Raw genomic sequence first — 14,123 nt, forward strand, 5'->3', positions numbered from 1 at the left:
GGCAAATCAGGGATATAAAAGATTGAAATTTTTAGTGGCTCTGAGGATAGGATTGTATAAATAATTGAAATGCTGTTAACACCTTAGTTGATACTATAAAAGAGCCTGTAAAACAGAAATTTAAGTTTTGATATTTTAAAATACTTTAAATGTCTTGCAAACATTTAAAGTATCAGCAGGATTGCAACGTTCCTGCAATCGGCAAGATGTCCTGTTGTTAAACAACAGCCTTCTTGCTGCTTTTCACTCGGGACTCGTTAGCAGTGGAACTGAAAGGAAAAAAGAGTTTGATTATAATGAAAAAGAAAGAAATCATGAAAAGGGAAAATTCAAACAGGACTCGTATTGTCGGGCTGCGCTTTACGCCCTCAGAGTACAGCAAAATTGAGAAAAAATGGCAATCCAGCACCTGCCGTAAGCTTAGTGACTATATCCGAAGGCACTTGTTTGATAAGCCTATAAATACCATCTACAGGAATCAGTCCCTGGATGATATGACCCGCGAATTGACCCAGCTCTACAAGGAGTTGAATGCCATTGGGAATAACTTTAATCAGGCAGTAAAAAAACTCCATACCCTTGAACGGATTCCGGAATTTAAGGTATGGATAATAAGCGCTGAAATGGACAAAAAAATCCTCTTTGAAAAGATAGAGGAAATTAAAACTGGCATCCAAAAAATATCCGAAAAATGGTTGCGGTCATAAAGACAGGTCACTCCATTCACAAGGTTTTTTACTATAATGAAAACAAAGTAAAAGAGGCTGTTGCAGCATGTATTGGAGCAGGGAATTATCCCATTGATGTGGATAAAATGAGCCATGCCGTAAAAATAAACCGGTTTTTAAAACAGCTGGAATTAAATGAAAATGCAAAGCGCAATACGGTGCATATTTCGCTCAATTTTGATCCTTCGGAAAATTATTCCCACGAAAAATTAATGCGCATTGCCGATACCTATATGGAGAAAATAGGTTTTGGAGATCAGCCTTATCTGGTGTATGAACATCACGATTCAGGACATCCGCACCTGCATGTAATCTCCATAAATGTAAAGAGTGACGGCAGACGGATTAACATGCAGAATATCGGCAGAAACCAATCTGAAACGGCAAGAAAAGAAATAGAAGAAATTTTCGGAATCCTCAAAGCGCAGGGAAATAAAAACAGTTCTGATTTCGAACTTAAGCCTATACTAATGGGGAAGGTGCAATATGGCAAGAGCGATTCCAAACGTGCTATTACAAATGTATTGGATCAAGTGCTTTTCTCTTATAAATATTCCAGCCTTCCGCAGCTTAATGCCGTTCTCAGGCAGTATAATGTGCTGGCAGACAGAGGTGATGAAAATTCAAAAATGTTTAATTCAAATGGATTAATGTATCGCATACTCGATCAGGATGGTAAACCTATTGGAGTCCCCATAAAAGCCAGTCTGTTTTACAATAAGCCAACGTTGAGGTTTCTGGAAGAAAAATTTGCAGCAAATAAAACCAGCCAGATGTCAGATATAAGAAGGATAAAAAACGCTATTGATATGGCATTTTTAAGAACGGAAATATCACTTGCAGATCTGGTAAAAACACTTGAAAAAGATGGAATCAATACTGTTTTTAGAAAAAATGAAGAAGGATTGATTTATGGTACTACCTATGTGGACCACATCACAAAATGTGTTTTTAACGGCAGTACACTCGGTAAGATGTACAGTGCAAAAGCGATACAGGAGCGCTGCGGGCTTGTTGCTCAGACAGGGCAAAAAACTTTGGATTTAAATACTGAAAAATTACAGCAGAATACATTTGAATCACCCACTTCGCAGATCATTGCAGCATTGTTTGGAAATGATTTCCAAAACAGCAGATATGCAGGCGCCGATACTATAATGGGACAGTTATGGGATATGCTCACACAGTCTGAGCAGACCGCTAATTACATTCCATACGAGCTCAGAAAGAAAAAGAAAAAAAGAAAAGGACAGTCTAATAATTAATAAACTTTAAATTATGGCGATGCAGACCGGAGAAAACGAACAGGCACTGAGAAAAATCCTGGATATGACAAGATTAATCAGTATCATCATTTTAATAATGCATTTTTATTATTACCTCTACGCAGCTTTCAGGCAGTGGAATTTAGTCAGCGGGTTTAGTGATAAAATCCTGGGCAACATTTATCAGACGGGATTGTTCAGTAATTTTCATAAGTCTAAACTTTTTGCACTGGCATTTTTGATTATTTCCTTAATGGGTGCCAAAGGGCGGAAAGATGAAAAACTCAATTATAAAACAGCCTTCGCTTACATTATTACGGGTATCCTCATTTACTTTATAAGTTATCTTTCATTATACCTGAAAATAGAATTATTGCTGGCAGCCGTTGCCTATATGGCCATTACTTCCAGCGGTTTTCTTCTCATGCTTTCCGGGGGGACATTATTATCGCGAATTATAAAAAACAGGCTCAACGGCAAAGATATTTTCAATACTGAAAATGAAACTTTTCCTCAGGAGGAAAGATTTCGGGAAAATGAATATTCTATTAACCTGCCAGCCCGGTACCATTTGAGGGATAAGATAAGAAACAGCTGGATAAACATCATTAATCCCTTTCGGGGACTGCTTGTTTGCGGAAGTCCCGGTTCGGGGAAATCATACTTTGTCATTCGTCATGTGATTACCCAGCACATCCGTAAAAAATTCACCATGTTTATCTATGATTTCAAGTTTGATGACCTCACCAGAATTGCCTACAATACCTGGCTTACATACAAACACCTATATCCAAAATTACCCCGGTTTTTTGTGATTAATTTCGATGACCTCACCAGAACTAATCGGTGTAATCCTTTGGAGCCTTCAGCCATGAGCGATATAACGGATGCCTCAGAATCAGCACGCACAATTCTCTTAGGACTAAACAGGGAATGGATTAAAAGACAGGGCGATTTTTTTGTAGAATCACCCATTAATTTTCTATCAGCAATCATATGGTATTTACGAAGATATAAGGACGGTGAGTTTTGTACTCTTCCCCATGTAATTGAACTCATGCAGGAAGAATATGACAGTCTCTTCACATTATTGAGGACCGAAAAAGAAATTGAGGTGCTCATCAACCCTTTTGTTAATGCCTATTTAAATGACGTAATGGAGCAGCTTGAAGGTCAGGTTGCTTCGGCAAAAATAGCAATGGCCAAACTCTCATCCCCACAATTATATTATGTTTTATCAGGAAATGATTTCACTCTGGACATCAATAATCCAGAGGATCCAAAGATTGTCTGTATGGGCAATAATCCGCAGAAAATTCAAATATATGGAGCTGTATTGTCACTATATGTAAATCGATTGGTGAAACAGGTTAACCAAAAAAACAAGCAGAAAAGCAGTCTTATTTTCGATGAATTCCCCACGATTTATCTCAACAATATGGACAGTTTGATCGCTACTGCAAGAAGTAATAAAGTAGCAACCTGCCTGGGGATTCAGGACTTTAGCCAGCTGCGCAAAGACTATGGAAGAGAGCAGGCAGATGTAATTATGAACATTACCGGAAATATCGTCAGCGGGCAGGTCACAGGAGATACTGCCAAACAATTGTCAGAGCGTTTTGGAAAGATCATGCAGGACAGGGAAAGCCTTTCAATCAATAGCGGAGATACTTCAATCAGCCGTTCCAAACAGTTGGAATCAGCGGTTCCTCCCTCGAAAATTTCAGCACTAAGCTCCGGTGAATTTGTAGGGATGGTAGCGGATGATCCTGATTGTAAAATAGGTTTAAAAATTTTTCATTCCGAAATTGTAAATGATCACCAGGCCTTAAAAAAAGAGCAGGATAATTATCAGGATGTTCCCGTTATCCGAAAAGTCGATAATGCAATGGTACAGCGTAATTATCTACAGATAAAACAAGATATCAAGGATATAATTCATGCCGAAACGGAAAGCCTAATCAATGATCCTAAACGGGCTTATTTAGTAATAAAGAAAAATAAGAAGTAAGAGTAAAAATTTGAAATATAGAAAAAATGATACAGCAGCAATTTACAGATATAGTCCACTTAATAAAACAATCCAGATCAAAAGCTGTTGCAGCTGTTAATACTGAGATGATTAATCTCTACTGGAATATTGGACAGTATATTCACAATCGTATCCAAACAGCAGAGTGGGGCAAGTCAGTTGTAAAGCAGCTGGCTGATTTTCTGCAAAAAAGCGAGCCTGACTTAAAAGGATTTTCGGATGCCAATCTTTGGCGTATGAGGCAGTTTTATGAAGTTTATAAAGATACGCCAAAACTCGCACCACTGGTGCGGGAAATTAACTGGTCCAATAATCTGATTATTTTTGCAAGATGTAAGTCGGTAGAGGAACGCGAGTTTTACCTGGTACTTTCTAAAAGTGAAAACTACAGCAAAAGAGAACTCGAACGCCAGATTTCTTCAAGTCTTTTTGAAAGGACAATGATTGGAAATTCAAAACTCGCACCACTGGTGCGGGAAATACATACTGAGCTGAGCAATACTTTTAAAGACAGTTATATTTTTGATTTTTTAAATCTTCCTGACCCCTACAGTGAGAATGAATTACAACAGGGATTAATGAAGCAGATGAAAAATTTTATTTTGGAATTGGGCAAAGATTTTATCTTTATCGATCAGGAATATAAACTTCAGGTTGGCAACAGTGATTTTTACATTGACCTTTTATTTTATCACAGAGGACTGCAGTGTTTAGTTGCTTTCGAACTAAAAGCAGATAAATTCAGGCCTGAACATTTAGGACAGCTGAATTTTTATCTCGAAGCATTGGATCGGGACGTTAAGAAACTTCATGAAAATCCAAGTATTGGGATATTATTGTGCACCGATAAAGACAGCAAAGTAGTGGAGTATGCACTCAATAGGAGTATGTCTTCTACTATGGTTGCTGAATATAAGATACAGCTTCCAGACAAAAAATTACTGCAGCAAAAAATGCATGAATTATTGGAATAGGGATGGTTCGCTGTTCATGCTTTTTGAAATTGGATTTATAAAAAAGTGTCCGATGATTGAAATCTTAAATACAAAAGCATAAAAATTAAATTTTGCCAGCGAAAGGTTGAAAATTGCAGTTAAATTTGTACTTGTTTAAAAAGCCATCCCCACAGATTTTAATTATGAAAAAATGCCTTTTATGCCAAGATAAAGAAGCTGATAAAACAGGTTCCCATATAGTCCCACATTTTTTAATGAAACGTATTGATAACCAGATTGGGGCAAAAGGAAGGGGCAAGGAGTTAGGATTTCTTATAGGAAAACTGGAAACCAAGGGGTATTTTGGTAGAAATATACTCCCTGAAGACTTAGAGAAAATTTATGGAGAAGTTGACGAGCAGTTAATTGAAAATAATGATATCTCTCTTGTAGTAGACCATTTTTTCTGTTCTGAATGCGAAAAAAATTTAGGAAATCTGGAAAGCCAGTATGCTGTAAGTTTAACTAAAACAGCAGACCATCACACCGGTTATAAAAGTATTGAAAAGGAAGGTATCGGTTTTTTGTTTTGGATTTCAATTCTCTGGAGATTGTCCATATTTGGAAAGTGCGGAATTAAGCTTAAAGAAAAGGAAGAAAGAAAACTTGGAAGAATTTTAAAAAAATACCTGACGGATTATAAATTAGTCATTTCTGATGAAGACTTGAAAGATATTGGATATAAATTAGTAAGGGCGGCTAATTATAAGCAGGTACCTCATACATATCTTCACTGCTCACCTTTTAATATTCGGCCGTATTCAATTATGGTTGACGAGTTTATTCTGTTTTTCTATTTTAAAACCACGTATTTAAAAGCGATGGAATGTACGTTTTACGGTTCTGAAATTTTAATAAAAAAAGCGGAATATAACACAGCTTTTACGCCAGAGAGGATATTGTCAATTAAGGAAAGTGAACTGCATGAAATTATTCAAAATTTTGTAAATCACGCAGCAGCTTTAAGAATGAACGAATATATTGAAATACTTGATGAATTACACCAAAAATTAGGTTTTTCAGGAAAAATGGATGTAAGATTAAAGCAAAAAATATTATATAATATTGCGGCAAGCGAGGAACCCATTGGCAAAAAATATAGTTTTGAAAATATTAGAAAAATTATGGCAGCGACTATTATGGAAGGTAACTAAAGCGGAAAAAGGGTACGGTTATTTGGACTTTCCATATCGGTTGTCCGGATAGAGCCGCTTACCTGAACGTAAGTGGTTATAGTAGTTTAGAGCATTATTTCCTATTCATTTGTTGGGGGGTACAAGGAGATGTATTGATATTGAAACGACATTTTATTTAGTTTTTAAACAGAATTATTTTTATGTACATTGGTCTTTTAATTCCCTTTTAATGAAACGACAAATCAAAGAAATTGATCAATGGGTTGCCATAAGAAGCAGTTTGAATAATTCTTATGATTACTCAGGGCAGTGGAATACCGCTGTAATGATTTTTCAAAATAGAATTCTAACAAAATATTTAAATGCAATAAACAATCTTATCCATCCCAATACCAAAGAGGGGGAGGGTTTTGCAATAGTAACTCTGCAGTGTGCGTTAATTGAAATGTTTGCCGCGTTTAAAAAAGGAGCAGTTTATAACTATGGATTAACTCCTAACAGTCCCGTATATGAATACAATAACAGCAGTTCGCTGTTTACAGGATTCCTTACTACGGCTGCAATTTTTGAAGGAATTTTTCATGCGAAAGACAAAGCAGGAAATCCCAGAAATACTCCTTTTAGTGCAGCATCTTTTTATACCCAGGTGCGATGCGGATTAATGCATGAAGCCAAAACAAAAGGAAACTGGCATATTAATGCTACTTCAAATGATAATCCCTCAGATCGAAAATTTATTAAACAGAAACAGAAGGGGAATGTAATATACAGGACCTTGCTTCAATATGCATTGGAAGCGTATTTTAGCACATATTTAGGAGAATTACGAAATCCTGATCCCGCCTACAATCCCCTGCGAAGAGTTTTTGCCAGAAAAATGGATAATCTGTATGATCTTAAGGATAACTTCGAATGGTGGACACCCTGAGGTGTCCTAAGCAGCAGTACCTCTAATAAATAAATGACACTTCAAATGCCGATACAAAATAAAATTTCTGATTTCTTCTACACTGATGCGCATGAATTTCTAAAGCGTTATGAAATCTTAAACGAGCATGCTTCTCATTTAGGCAATAGAAGCAAATTACTCGTTGATTTGTGCTTTGCCTTGGAATGCGCTTTAAAATCTTTGATCTTTCTTGAAACCCGTCTAGAAATAAAAGAAGCATATAATAAAGTAAAAACACACAAGCTGGCAAAACTTGTTGATCTGCTTGAGCCTGACTCGAAATTAAAATACAATGAAATCATTACAACAAACCTTGAACAATACGAGGTATATCTTCGCTATCAGCTGGAAAGTGAAATTGATTTTAGAAATGAAACAGGAATTCTCGATAATAGGTATTATTCTACTATCGTTAATCAGCAGTGGCTTGATAGTATTTACCATCAGGTAAACAGCTTACTGGAATATATAAAAAGCCGTAATCCCGTTGATTTGACACCAATTAGTATTGCAGATATTAATGTGGAGCAGGAAATGGAGAAACACAGGACATTCATCAATCTTCGAATCCGAAATTAATTTAATACATGGATATTAATTCCCTTTATGTATAAACGCGGAGGGAATTAATTGTTTAAGTAACGTTTATTAATTGAAAGCATAAAGTCAATACTCAATCCGTCATCTTTTCAGAATAGTGCTTTTTCAAAAGAAAATGTAACTTATCTCTTTAGGCAGCAACGAATCCTTTTGCAAATGAAATGATACGTAATCCCCAGGTAAATAGTGTTTTAAGGAAAGGAAAGATGTCTTTTTTATATTTTTTAGTTATCATATATAACTCTATTTTCTCCAGTTTATTTGGTATATAGTCGGGACTGGTCAGTACAATAAAGGTTAAAAAATCTTCACCAGCCTCTTTAATGTGATGATACTTTACTTTACTGGGATTTTTAAAAACAGACCGGATAAAAGGTTTCTCATTTTGCTGGTTTTTAATTGTGTCGGGAAAAATTACAAAATTCACCTTCCCATCTGATGACTGTGAAATTATTAACGCCCCGCCATCTATTACCTCTAGTTCACTTTTCAGCAGCTGTCCCTCTTTGTCAAACTCTTGATGAAATCTTCCTGATGGTCTTTTCCCAATGTAAAACTGTATAAAGTTTGAGAAATTTGTAGTTCTTAGCAACATCGAATCCTGATCATCAATGATGTACAGAGAATCATAATATTTTATTTCAGAAGCAGTATCTATGATCTGTGAAAAAATGTCTCTTGCAAGTTCACGTAAGGAACTCCAGTCTTGCCTGGCAGCATGGGCCCTCTTAAGGCTTTGCGTTTTTTTTCTGTTCAGATTTTTTAGGTGGTTTTTCATTTGTTATAATCCTTGGAAGCCGTTGGCGAATATAAGATTATTTTTTACAAGCAAATGATTATTACACATAAAGGTAAATCGCAAAAAAAAAAAATCAATTTCTTAGTTGTAATTTGGGACCATACAATCAAAAAAATCAATAAGTTTTTTCTTTAATTTCTTTTTTAAGGGTTTATTCTATGGACTGTTAATTAAGAGATTTTACAATTTGTTCTAAAATGTAACATTTAAAAATTTTATTTTGTTCTTATCTGTGCTAATTTTGACTCGTATAAAAATGGGAAGGATATGGCAAGGTCGATTGTACACATAGATATGAATGCATTTTTTGTCTCCTGTGAAAGGCTGACAAATTCGGAATTGAACGGGATACCGCTGATTATTGGAGGAGGGGAAAGGGGAGTAGTGGCATCTTGCTCCTACGAAGCCCGCCGCTTTGGGGTGCGCTCGGCAATGCCGATCCACATGGCACTTCGTTTATGCCCTCATGCCAAAGTCATGAAAGGCGATATGGAACTCTATTCCCGCCTCTCCCACGACATCACGGAAATTATTCAGGAAAAAGCCCCGGTGGTGGAGAAAGCCAGCATCGATGAGTTTTATCTTGACATCACTGGAATGGATAAATTTCATGGCAGCTACAAATGGACCAATGAACTTGCCCAGACCATAATACGTGAAACAGGCCTTCCTTTGACCTTTGCACTTTCCGTTAATAAGACCGTTTCCAAAATTGGCACCGGGGAAGGAAAACAAAAACAGAATCTTGAAATTCCGGAGCATCTGGTGAAGCCTTTCCTCAATCCGCTTTCCATCCAGAAAATTCCAATGGTAGGGGAGAAAACCTTTCAGTTGCTTTCAAGAATTGGAATCCGGACCATTCAGACCCTCTCCGAAATGCCCGCCGAAGCCCTGCAGCGAATGATCGGCAAAAACGGAATCGAGTTATGGAAGAAAGCCAACGGGATTGACAATAATCCGGTGGAACCCTATACGGAGAGAAAATCAATAGCTGCCCAAGAGACCTTCGAGCAGGATACCATTGATATCGACCACCTGAAAAAGGTAATTCTGGGAATGGTGGAAAAACTGGCCTTTCAGCTCCGCTCAGAGCAGTGGCTGACCTCAACGGTCAGGATCAAAATCCGTTATGCCAATTTTGATACAGAAACAAAACAATGCCGCGTGCAGTACACCTCGGCAGATCATATCCTGGCCCAGACCGCTGTGGATCTGTTTGAAAAATTATACCAGCGGCGAATGAGGCTCCGTCTTATCGGGGTAACATTCAGCGGACTGGTACGGGGGACCTATCAGATCGATATTTTTCAGGATACCGAGGAAATGCTCGCGCTCTATCAGGCCATGGACCGGATGAAAACCCGTTACGGTTTTGATGCTGTTATGCGGTGCGCCGGTGCGACTTTTAAGCCCAACAATAAAAATGAAATTTTAAAACGTAAATCCCGGTAGATGTATCTCAATTGCCATTCCTTCCATTCCCTGCGTTACGGCACCATTCCTATGGAGGAATTGATTGCTCATGCAGTAAAATGCGGGGTTGCTTCTATGGCGCTCACCGATATAAACACGGTTACAGGAATTTATGAATTTATAAAAGGCTGTAAGGATGTGGGCATTAAGCCTATTGTCGGGATGGAATTCCGATACGAGCACCAGCTTCGTTTTATAGGCCTGGCAAAAAATGCGGAAGGCCTGGCTGAAATGAACGGTTTTCTAACCTGGCATAACATTCACGGCATTGTTTTACCTGACGCTGCTCCGGATTTCCAGCATGTCTTTATTATTTATCCCCTGGAGAACGTACCTGCTGTTTTGAAAGAAAATGAGTTTATCGGAATCCGCCCAGAGCAGCTCTCTAAACTGGTTTTGTCAGATTGGAAGGATAGGCAGGAGAAAATGGTCATACTCCAGCCGGTAACCTTCAGAAACAAAAAGGAATATAAACTGCACAAAATCCTGCGCGCAATTGATCTGAATATTATTTTGTCCAGACTGACTTCAGATGACTGCTGTAAGGGTTCAGAAGTGATGGTAGATGTGCAGAGAATTTCAGCCTGTTACGACCAGTATCCCGTTATTATAGCCAACACTGAAAAAATCATTGGGCAGTGTAATTTTGAGTTTGATTTTAAAACCCCGAAAAACAAAAAATATTTCACAGGTAGTCGTGAGCAGGATATGGTCAAGCTGACCGCCCTGGCAGAGCAGGGTCTTGAGTGGCGCTACGGAAAAAACAATGAAGACGCAAAAGCGCGTATGCTCAAGGAACTTAAGGTAATAGATCAGCTGGAATTCAGCGGGTATTTCCTAATTACATGGGATATTGTCCAATACAGTATTTCTAAGGGCTTTCTCCATATCGGGCGTGGCAGCGGTGCCAACAGTATCATTGCATACTGCTTGGGAATAACAGATATATGCCCGCTGGAACTGGATTTGTATTTTGAAAGGTTTCTGAACATAAACCGAAAAAGTCCGCCGGATTTTGATATTGACTGGTCGTGGAAAGAGCGCGATACAATACTGGAATATATTTTCAATAAGTATGGGCAGCAGCATGTTGCTTTCTGCGGCACTAACGTCGAGTTTAAGTATAAATCCATATTTCGAGAAGTGGGAAAAGTCTTTGGACTTCCAAAAGAAGAGCTCGATGCACTTGCTAAAAATCCCATGGAACTGCATGCCACGAATCAAGTGGTCAGGGAGGTAAAGGAATTTGGAATGCTTCTGGAGAAATATCCCAACCAGCGAAGCATGCATTCCTGCGGAATCCTGATCTCCGAGAAGCCTATTACCGATTATACCGTACTGGAGATGCCTCCCAAAGGCTTTCCCATTGCACTTTTTGATATGCATACGGCAGAGGAGATCGGACTTGAAAAATTCGATATCTTAAGCCAGCGCGGTATCGGGCATATTGATGACAGTGTCAAACTTATTGAAAAGAATCGCGGCATCAAGGTTAATATACGCGATACGTCCATTTCAAAAAATGAAGCCAGTTGTAATGAGTTTTTAGCAATGGGCAGGACTATTGGCTGTTTTTATATAGAAAGTCCTGCTATGAGAGGACTTTTGCGCCGTCTGAAATGCAATAATTATAAAACACTCGTTGCCGCATCTTCCATTATACGTCCCGGTGTTGCCCAAAGCGGGATGATGAAAGAGTACATTTTCCGCCACAATTATCCCGATAAATTCGAATACTTTCATCCGGTTTTCAAGGAGCAGTTAGGCGAGACTTACGGGATTATGGTATATCAGGAGGACGTAATCAAAATTGCCCTGCATTATGGCGGTCTGCCCGCGGCAGACGGGGATATCCTGCGCCGCGCTATGTCAGGAAAGGGACGTTCCAAGGCAGCGCTTCAGAAAGTGAAGGACAATTTCTTTGTGTCTTGCCAAGCTCAGGGTCATCCTTTAAAGCTCAGCGAGGAAATTTACCGGCAGATCGAATCCTTTGCAGGATACTCGTTCTGCAAGGCGCACTCTGCATCCTATGCGGTTGAAAGCTACCAGAGTCTTTATCTCAAAGTCCACTATCCTGTAGAATTTATGGTGGCAGTCATTAACAATCAGGGTGGTTTTTACAGAACCGAAGTTTATGTGCATGAAGCCAGGATGTCCGGAGCAGCCATTCACAACCCATGTGTCAACAAAAGCAAATTTGAAACTACGCTGTATGGAACCGACATATATCTTGGGTTTATGCAACTTCAGGGATTGGAGGAAAAAATTGCCGTCATGATACAAGAGGAACGCCGCAATAACGGCGATTATAAATCACTGGATGATTTTATAAACCGTATTCCTATCGGTATTGAAGGTATACAAACTTTGATTTTTATTGGCGCATTCCGCTTTACCGGAAAAACAAAAAATCAATTGCTGGTCATTGCCAGGCTTATAATGGTGAATTACAGACCAGAGAACAGAGCCCTGCTTCTGTTGCAGGAACCCGTCAGGGAATATGTACTGCCGGAACTGGCCCGTTCTCCTTTTGAAGATGCTTTTGATGAGATTGAACTTTTGAGTTTTCCGGTTTCCTGCACGCCTTTTGATTTGCTGCAGACAAAATTCAGGGGGGATGTAATGGCAAAGGATCTCTTGAAACATCATAAAAAAACAGTGCGCATGCTGGCTTATTTGGTGTCCAGAAAACATGTTCCAACAAAAATGGGTGCGATGTATTTCGGTACTTGGATCGATGCTGATGGGGAATTCTTTGACACAGCGCATTTCACGGAAAGCCTCAGAGAATATCCCTTTCTGGGCGGAGGCTGTTATTTGCTTTTAGGCACTGTTGAGGTAGATTACCATTTTCCAACCATTACCGTAACCAAAATGGCAAAAATGCCATTTATTGCTGATCCGAGATATTCCAATACGACCGACAGGCAGTTTAAAGTCCACGAGCAGCTGCGTGAAGATGTGAGTATGACCCAGCGTGCGCCTTACCCGCAAGAGCACGAGATTAATTTGCCAAGACATAAAATGAAATAATACTTTTTTACAATACCTTACTTTTGAATCGCAATGATAACTCCGTAAGCAAAAAAGGTCTTATAAGCTTCTTCTCCATGTTCATAACCATTCTGTAATTGAAGACTTTCACCATCAGAGAGGGTAATTGTCTTACAATCGATACTGAATTTAGTACCAGCTGCTTTTATTTCATCAAGTTGTGATTTTAGGTTGTTTATGTAAGTAGTTTGTGATTCAATCAGACTCTCTCTGTTTTGTATTTTGTTTTTATTATGATGTTTAAGAAAAACCAAAAAACCACCCTTAAATGAATTTTCAAAGTCTGGAACCTCTGCATTAAGGAACTGTTGTATTCTCTGAAAATCTTTTTTTAATTCCCCAATGTCTGGATTTACAGCTTTCACTTCAAATATATATTCTGAAATGTTTCTTGAATTGTGAGTTCTGCTGAGCGCTATATCGACTTTTCCTTTGCGTATCGCATCGTGGCTTTCCTTGAATTCATTGGAATGGCTGGCAAAAGTTCCTGGATTCCATTTATCTCCGATCTGTTTGTAATTTTCAAAACAATCGTGAAATAGCCGGGTGGTATTCTTCTCTAATTCTATTTTAAAAGGGTACTTATTTTCCTCATTCCAGTTCAAAAGCTCCTTGCTTAGGCTTACAGTAATATAATATTCTGTCATTTTTGTAACATTTTCGTCAAAGGAGAGATTAAAGATCTGGCATTCTGCATATGATTTTCTTAATACTTCGAAGATTTCTTTTTTAAAAGGATTCTGGGTCATGGGATTTTGTAATGTGTTCATATAAGTTATAAAAATAGTTATATCATTTTTATATCAAAAAGTTGTGCTGTTTTTAAATTTAAGTCTATTATTTTTTTGATTTATCTGAAAACCTTCTCCCACAGGACTTCCTGCTGTCTTCTTAAGCCATCCATCAATGAATTTTATAGATTAAGGTTTGGCTGTTTTCACTCGAAACGGATAAAAAGGCAGCCAAGATAGTGTCCGCCGGATGCTCCGGGCGCATAACGGCACTGCCGCCCTTTGGGACTTATAGCACTCCGCATCCTCTAGCCGGCCACTTGATTCTTGCTTTCTTTTTTTCCGTTTTTTCTTTTGAAAA

General features: G+C 38.4%; 11 protein-coding genes. 9 read left to right on the top strand and 2 right to left on the bottom strand.

Going from position 1 to position 14,123, the window contains the following annotated elements; genetic code table 11:
* The first annotated feature begins 296 nt into the window (after nucleotides 1-296).
* The 7 genes from AAEO57_RS09900 (at nucleotide 297) to AAEO57_RS09930 (ending at nucleotide 7,684) form a co-directional block, all read left to right on the top strand.
* Nucleotides 297-707, top strand: a complete 411-nt coding sequence (locus AAEO57_RS09900) for a plasmid mobilization protein (protein WP_341692097.1) — start codon at nucleotides 297-299, stop codon at nucleotides 705-707.
* Nucleotides 692-1,993, top strand: a complete 1,302-nt coding sequence (locus AAEO57_RS09905; RefSeq protein WP_341692098.1) for a relaxase/mobilization nuclease domain-containing protein — start codon at nucleotides 692-694, stop codon at nucleotides 1,991-1,993. The genes AAEO57_RS09900 and AAEO57_RS09905 overlap by 16 nt, the downstream gene beginning before the upstream one ends.
* 19 nt (nucleotides 1,994-2,012) lie before the next feature.
* On the top strand, nucleotides 2,013-4,004 hold the full coding sequence (mobC, locus tag AAEO57_RS09910; RefSeq protein WP_341692223.1) for a conjugal transfer protein MobC: 1,992 nt from the start codon (nucleotides 2,013-2,015) through the stop codon (nucleotides 4,002-4,004).
* A gap of 26 nt (nucleotides 4,005-4,030) precedes the next feature.
* Nucleotides 4,031-4,999, top strand: coding sequence for a PDDEXK nuclease domain-containing protein (locus AAEO57_RS09915; protein WP_341692099.1), 969 nt, complete (start codon nucleotides 4,031-4,033; stop codon nucleotides 4,997-4,999).
* Between the two features lie 164 nt (nucleotides 5,000-5,163).
* Entirely contained in the window at nucleotides 5,164-6,174 is a 1,011-nt protein-coding gene (locus tag AAEO57_RS09920) for a hypothetical protein (RefSeq protein ID WP_341692100.1), read from the top strand.
* A gap of 211 nt (nucleotides 6,175-6,385) precedes the next feature.
* Nucleotides 6,386-7,084, top strand: coding sequence for a hypothetical protein (locus AAEO57_RS09925; RefSeq protein ID WP_341692101.1), 699 nt, complete (start codon nucleotides 6,386-6,388; stop codon nucleotides 7,082-7,084).
* A 33-nt stretch (nucleotides 7,085-7,117) separates the two neighbouring features.
* Nucleotides 7,118-7,684 carry a hypothetical protein gene (locus AAEO57_RS09930; protein WP_341692102.1) on the top strand — a complete coding sequence of 189 codons (567 nt, stop codon included), beginning with the start codon at nucleotides 7,118-7,120 and terminating at the stop codon, nucleotides 7,682-7,684.
* 151 nt (nucleotides 7,685-7,835) lie between these two features.
* Here the strand turns inward: AAEO57_RS09930 and AAEO57_RS09935 are convergent, their stop codons facing one another.
* Nucleotides 7,836-8,483 (bottom strand): hypothetical protein, encoded by a 648-nt coding sequence (locus tag AAEO57_RS09935; RefSeq protein ID WP_341692103.1) that lies wholly within the window; start codon nucleotides 8,481-8,483, stop codon nucleotides 7,836-7,838.
* 288 nt (nucleotides 8,484-8,771) lie between these two features.
* Between AAEO57_RS09935 and dinB the strand changes: the two genes are divergently transcribed.
* Both dinB and AAEO57_RS09945 read left to right on the top strand, forming a co-directional pair.
* Complete coding sequence (dinB, locus tag AAEO57_RS09940) at nucleotides 8,772-9,956, top strand: DNA polymerase IV (RefSeq protein ID WP_341692104.1); 1,185 nt, start codon at nucleotides 8,772-8,774, stop codon at nucleotides 9,954-9,956.
* Nucleotides 9,957-13,010, top strand: coding sequence for a DNA polymerase III subunit alpha (locus AAEO57_RS09945; protein WP_341692105.1), 3,054 nt, complete (start codon nucleotides 9,957-9,959; stop codon nucleotides 13,008-13,010).
* A 17-nt stretch (nucleotides 13,011-13,027) separates the two neighbouring features.
* Here AAEO57_RS09945 and AAEO57_RS09950 read toward each other — a convergent pair whose 3' ends face one another.
* Nucleotides 13,028-13,801 carry a hypothetical protein gene (locus AAEO57_RS09950; protein WP_341692106.1) on the bottom strand — a complete coding sequence of 258 codons (774 nt, stop codon included), beginning with the start codon at nucleotides 13,799-13,801 and terminating at the stop codon, nucleotides 13,028-13,030.
* Nucleotides 13,802-14,123 lie beyond the last annotated feature (322 nt).

Origin of the sequence: Flavobacterium calami (assembly GCF_038290035.1) — a bacterium.
GTDB lineage: Bacteria > Bacteroidota > Bacteroidia > Flavobacteriales > Flavobacteriaceae > Flavobacterium > Flavobacterium calami.

Excerpts from the sequence above, each read along its gene's own strand:
- AAEO57_RS09900 (WP_341692097.1), top strand. The coding sequence starts at position 297 with ATGAAAAAGAAAGAAATCATGAAAAGGGAAAATTCAAACAGGACTCGT.
- AAEO57_RS09905 (WP_341692098.1), top strand. The coding sequence starts at position 692 with ATGGTTGCGGTCATAAAGACAGGTCACTCCATTCACAAGGTTTTTTAC.
- mobC (WP_341692223.1), top strand. The coding sequence starts at position 2,013 with ATGCAGACCGGAGAAAACGAACAGGCACTGAGAAAAATCCTGGATATG.
- AAEO57_RS09915 (WP_341692099.1), top strand. The coding sequence starts at position 4,031 with ATGATACAGCAGCAATTTACAGATATAGTCCACTTAATAAAACAATCC.
- AAEO57_RS09920 (WP_341692100.1), top strand. The coding sequence starts at position 5,164 with ATGAAAAAATGCCTTTTATGCCAAGATAAAGAAGCTGATAAAACAGGT.
- AAEO57_RS09925 (WP_341692101.1), top strand. The coding sequence starts at position 6,386 with ATGAAACGACAAATCAAAGAAATTGATCAATGGGTTGCCATAAGAAGC.
- AAEO57_RS09930 (WP_341692102.1), top strand. The coding sequence starts at position 7,118 with ATGACACTTCAAATGCCGATACAAAATAAAATTTCTGATTTCTTCTAC.
- AAEO57_RS09935 (WP_341692103.1), bottom strand. The coding sequence starts at position 8,483 with ATGAAAAACCACCTAAAAAATCTGAACAGAAAAAAAACGCAAAGCCTT.
- dinB (WP_341692104.1), top strand. The coding sequence starts at position 8,772 with ATGGCAAGGTCGATTGTACACATAGATATGAATGCATTTTTTGTCTCC.
- AAEO57_RS09945 (WP_341692105.1), top strand. The coding sequence starts at position 9,957 with ATGTATCTCAATTGCCATTCCTTCCATTCCCTGCGTTACGGCACCATT.
- AAEO57_RS09950 (WP_341692106.1), bottom strand. The coding sequence starts at position 13,801 with ATGAACACATTACAAAATCCCATGACCCAGAATCCTTTTAAAAAAGAA.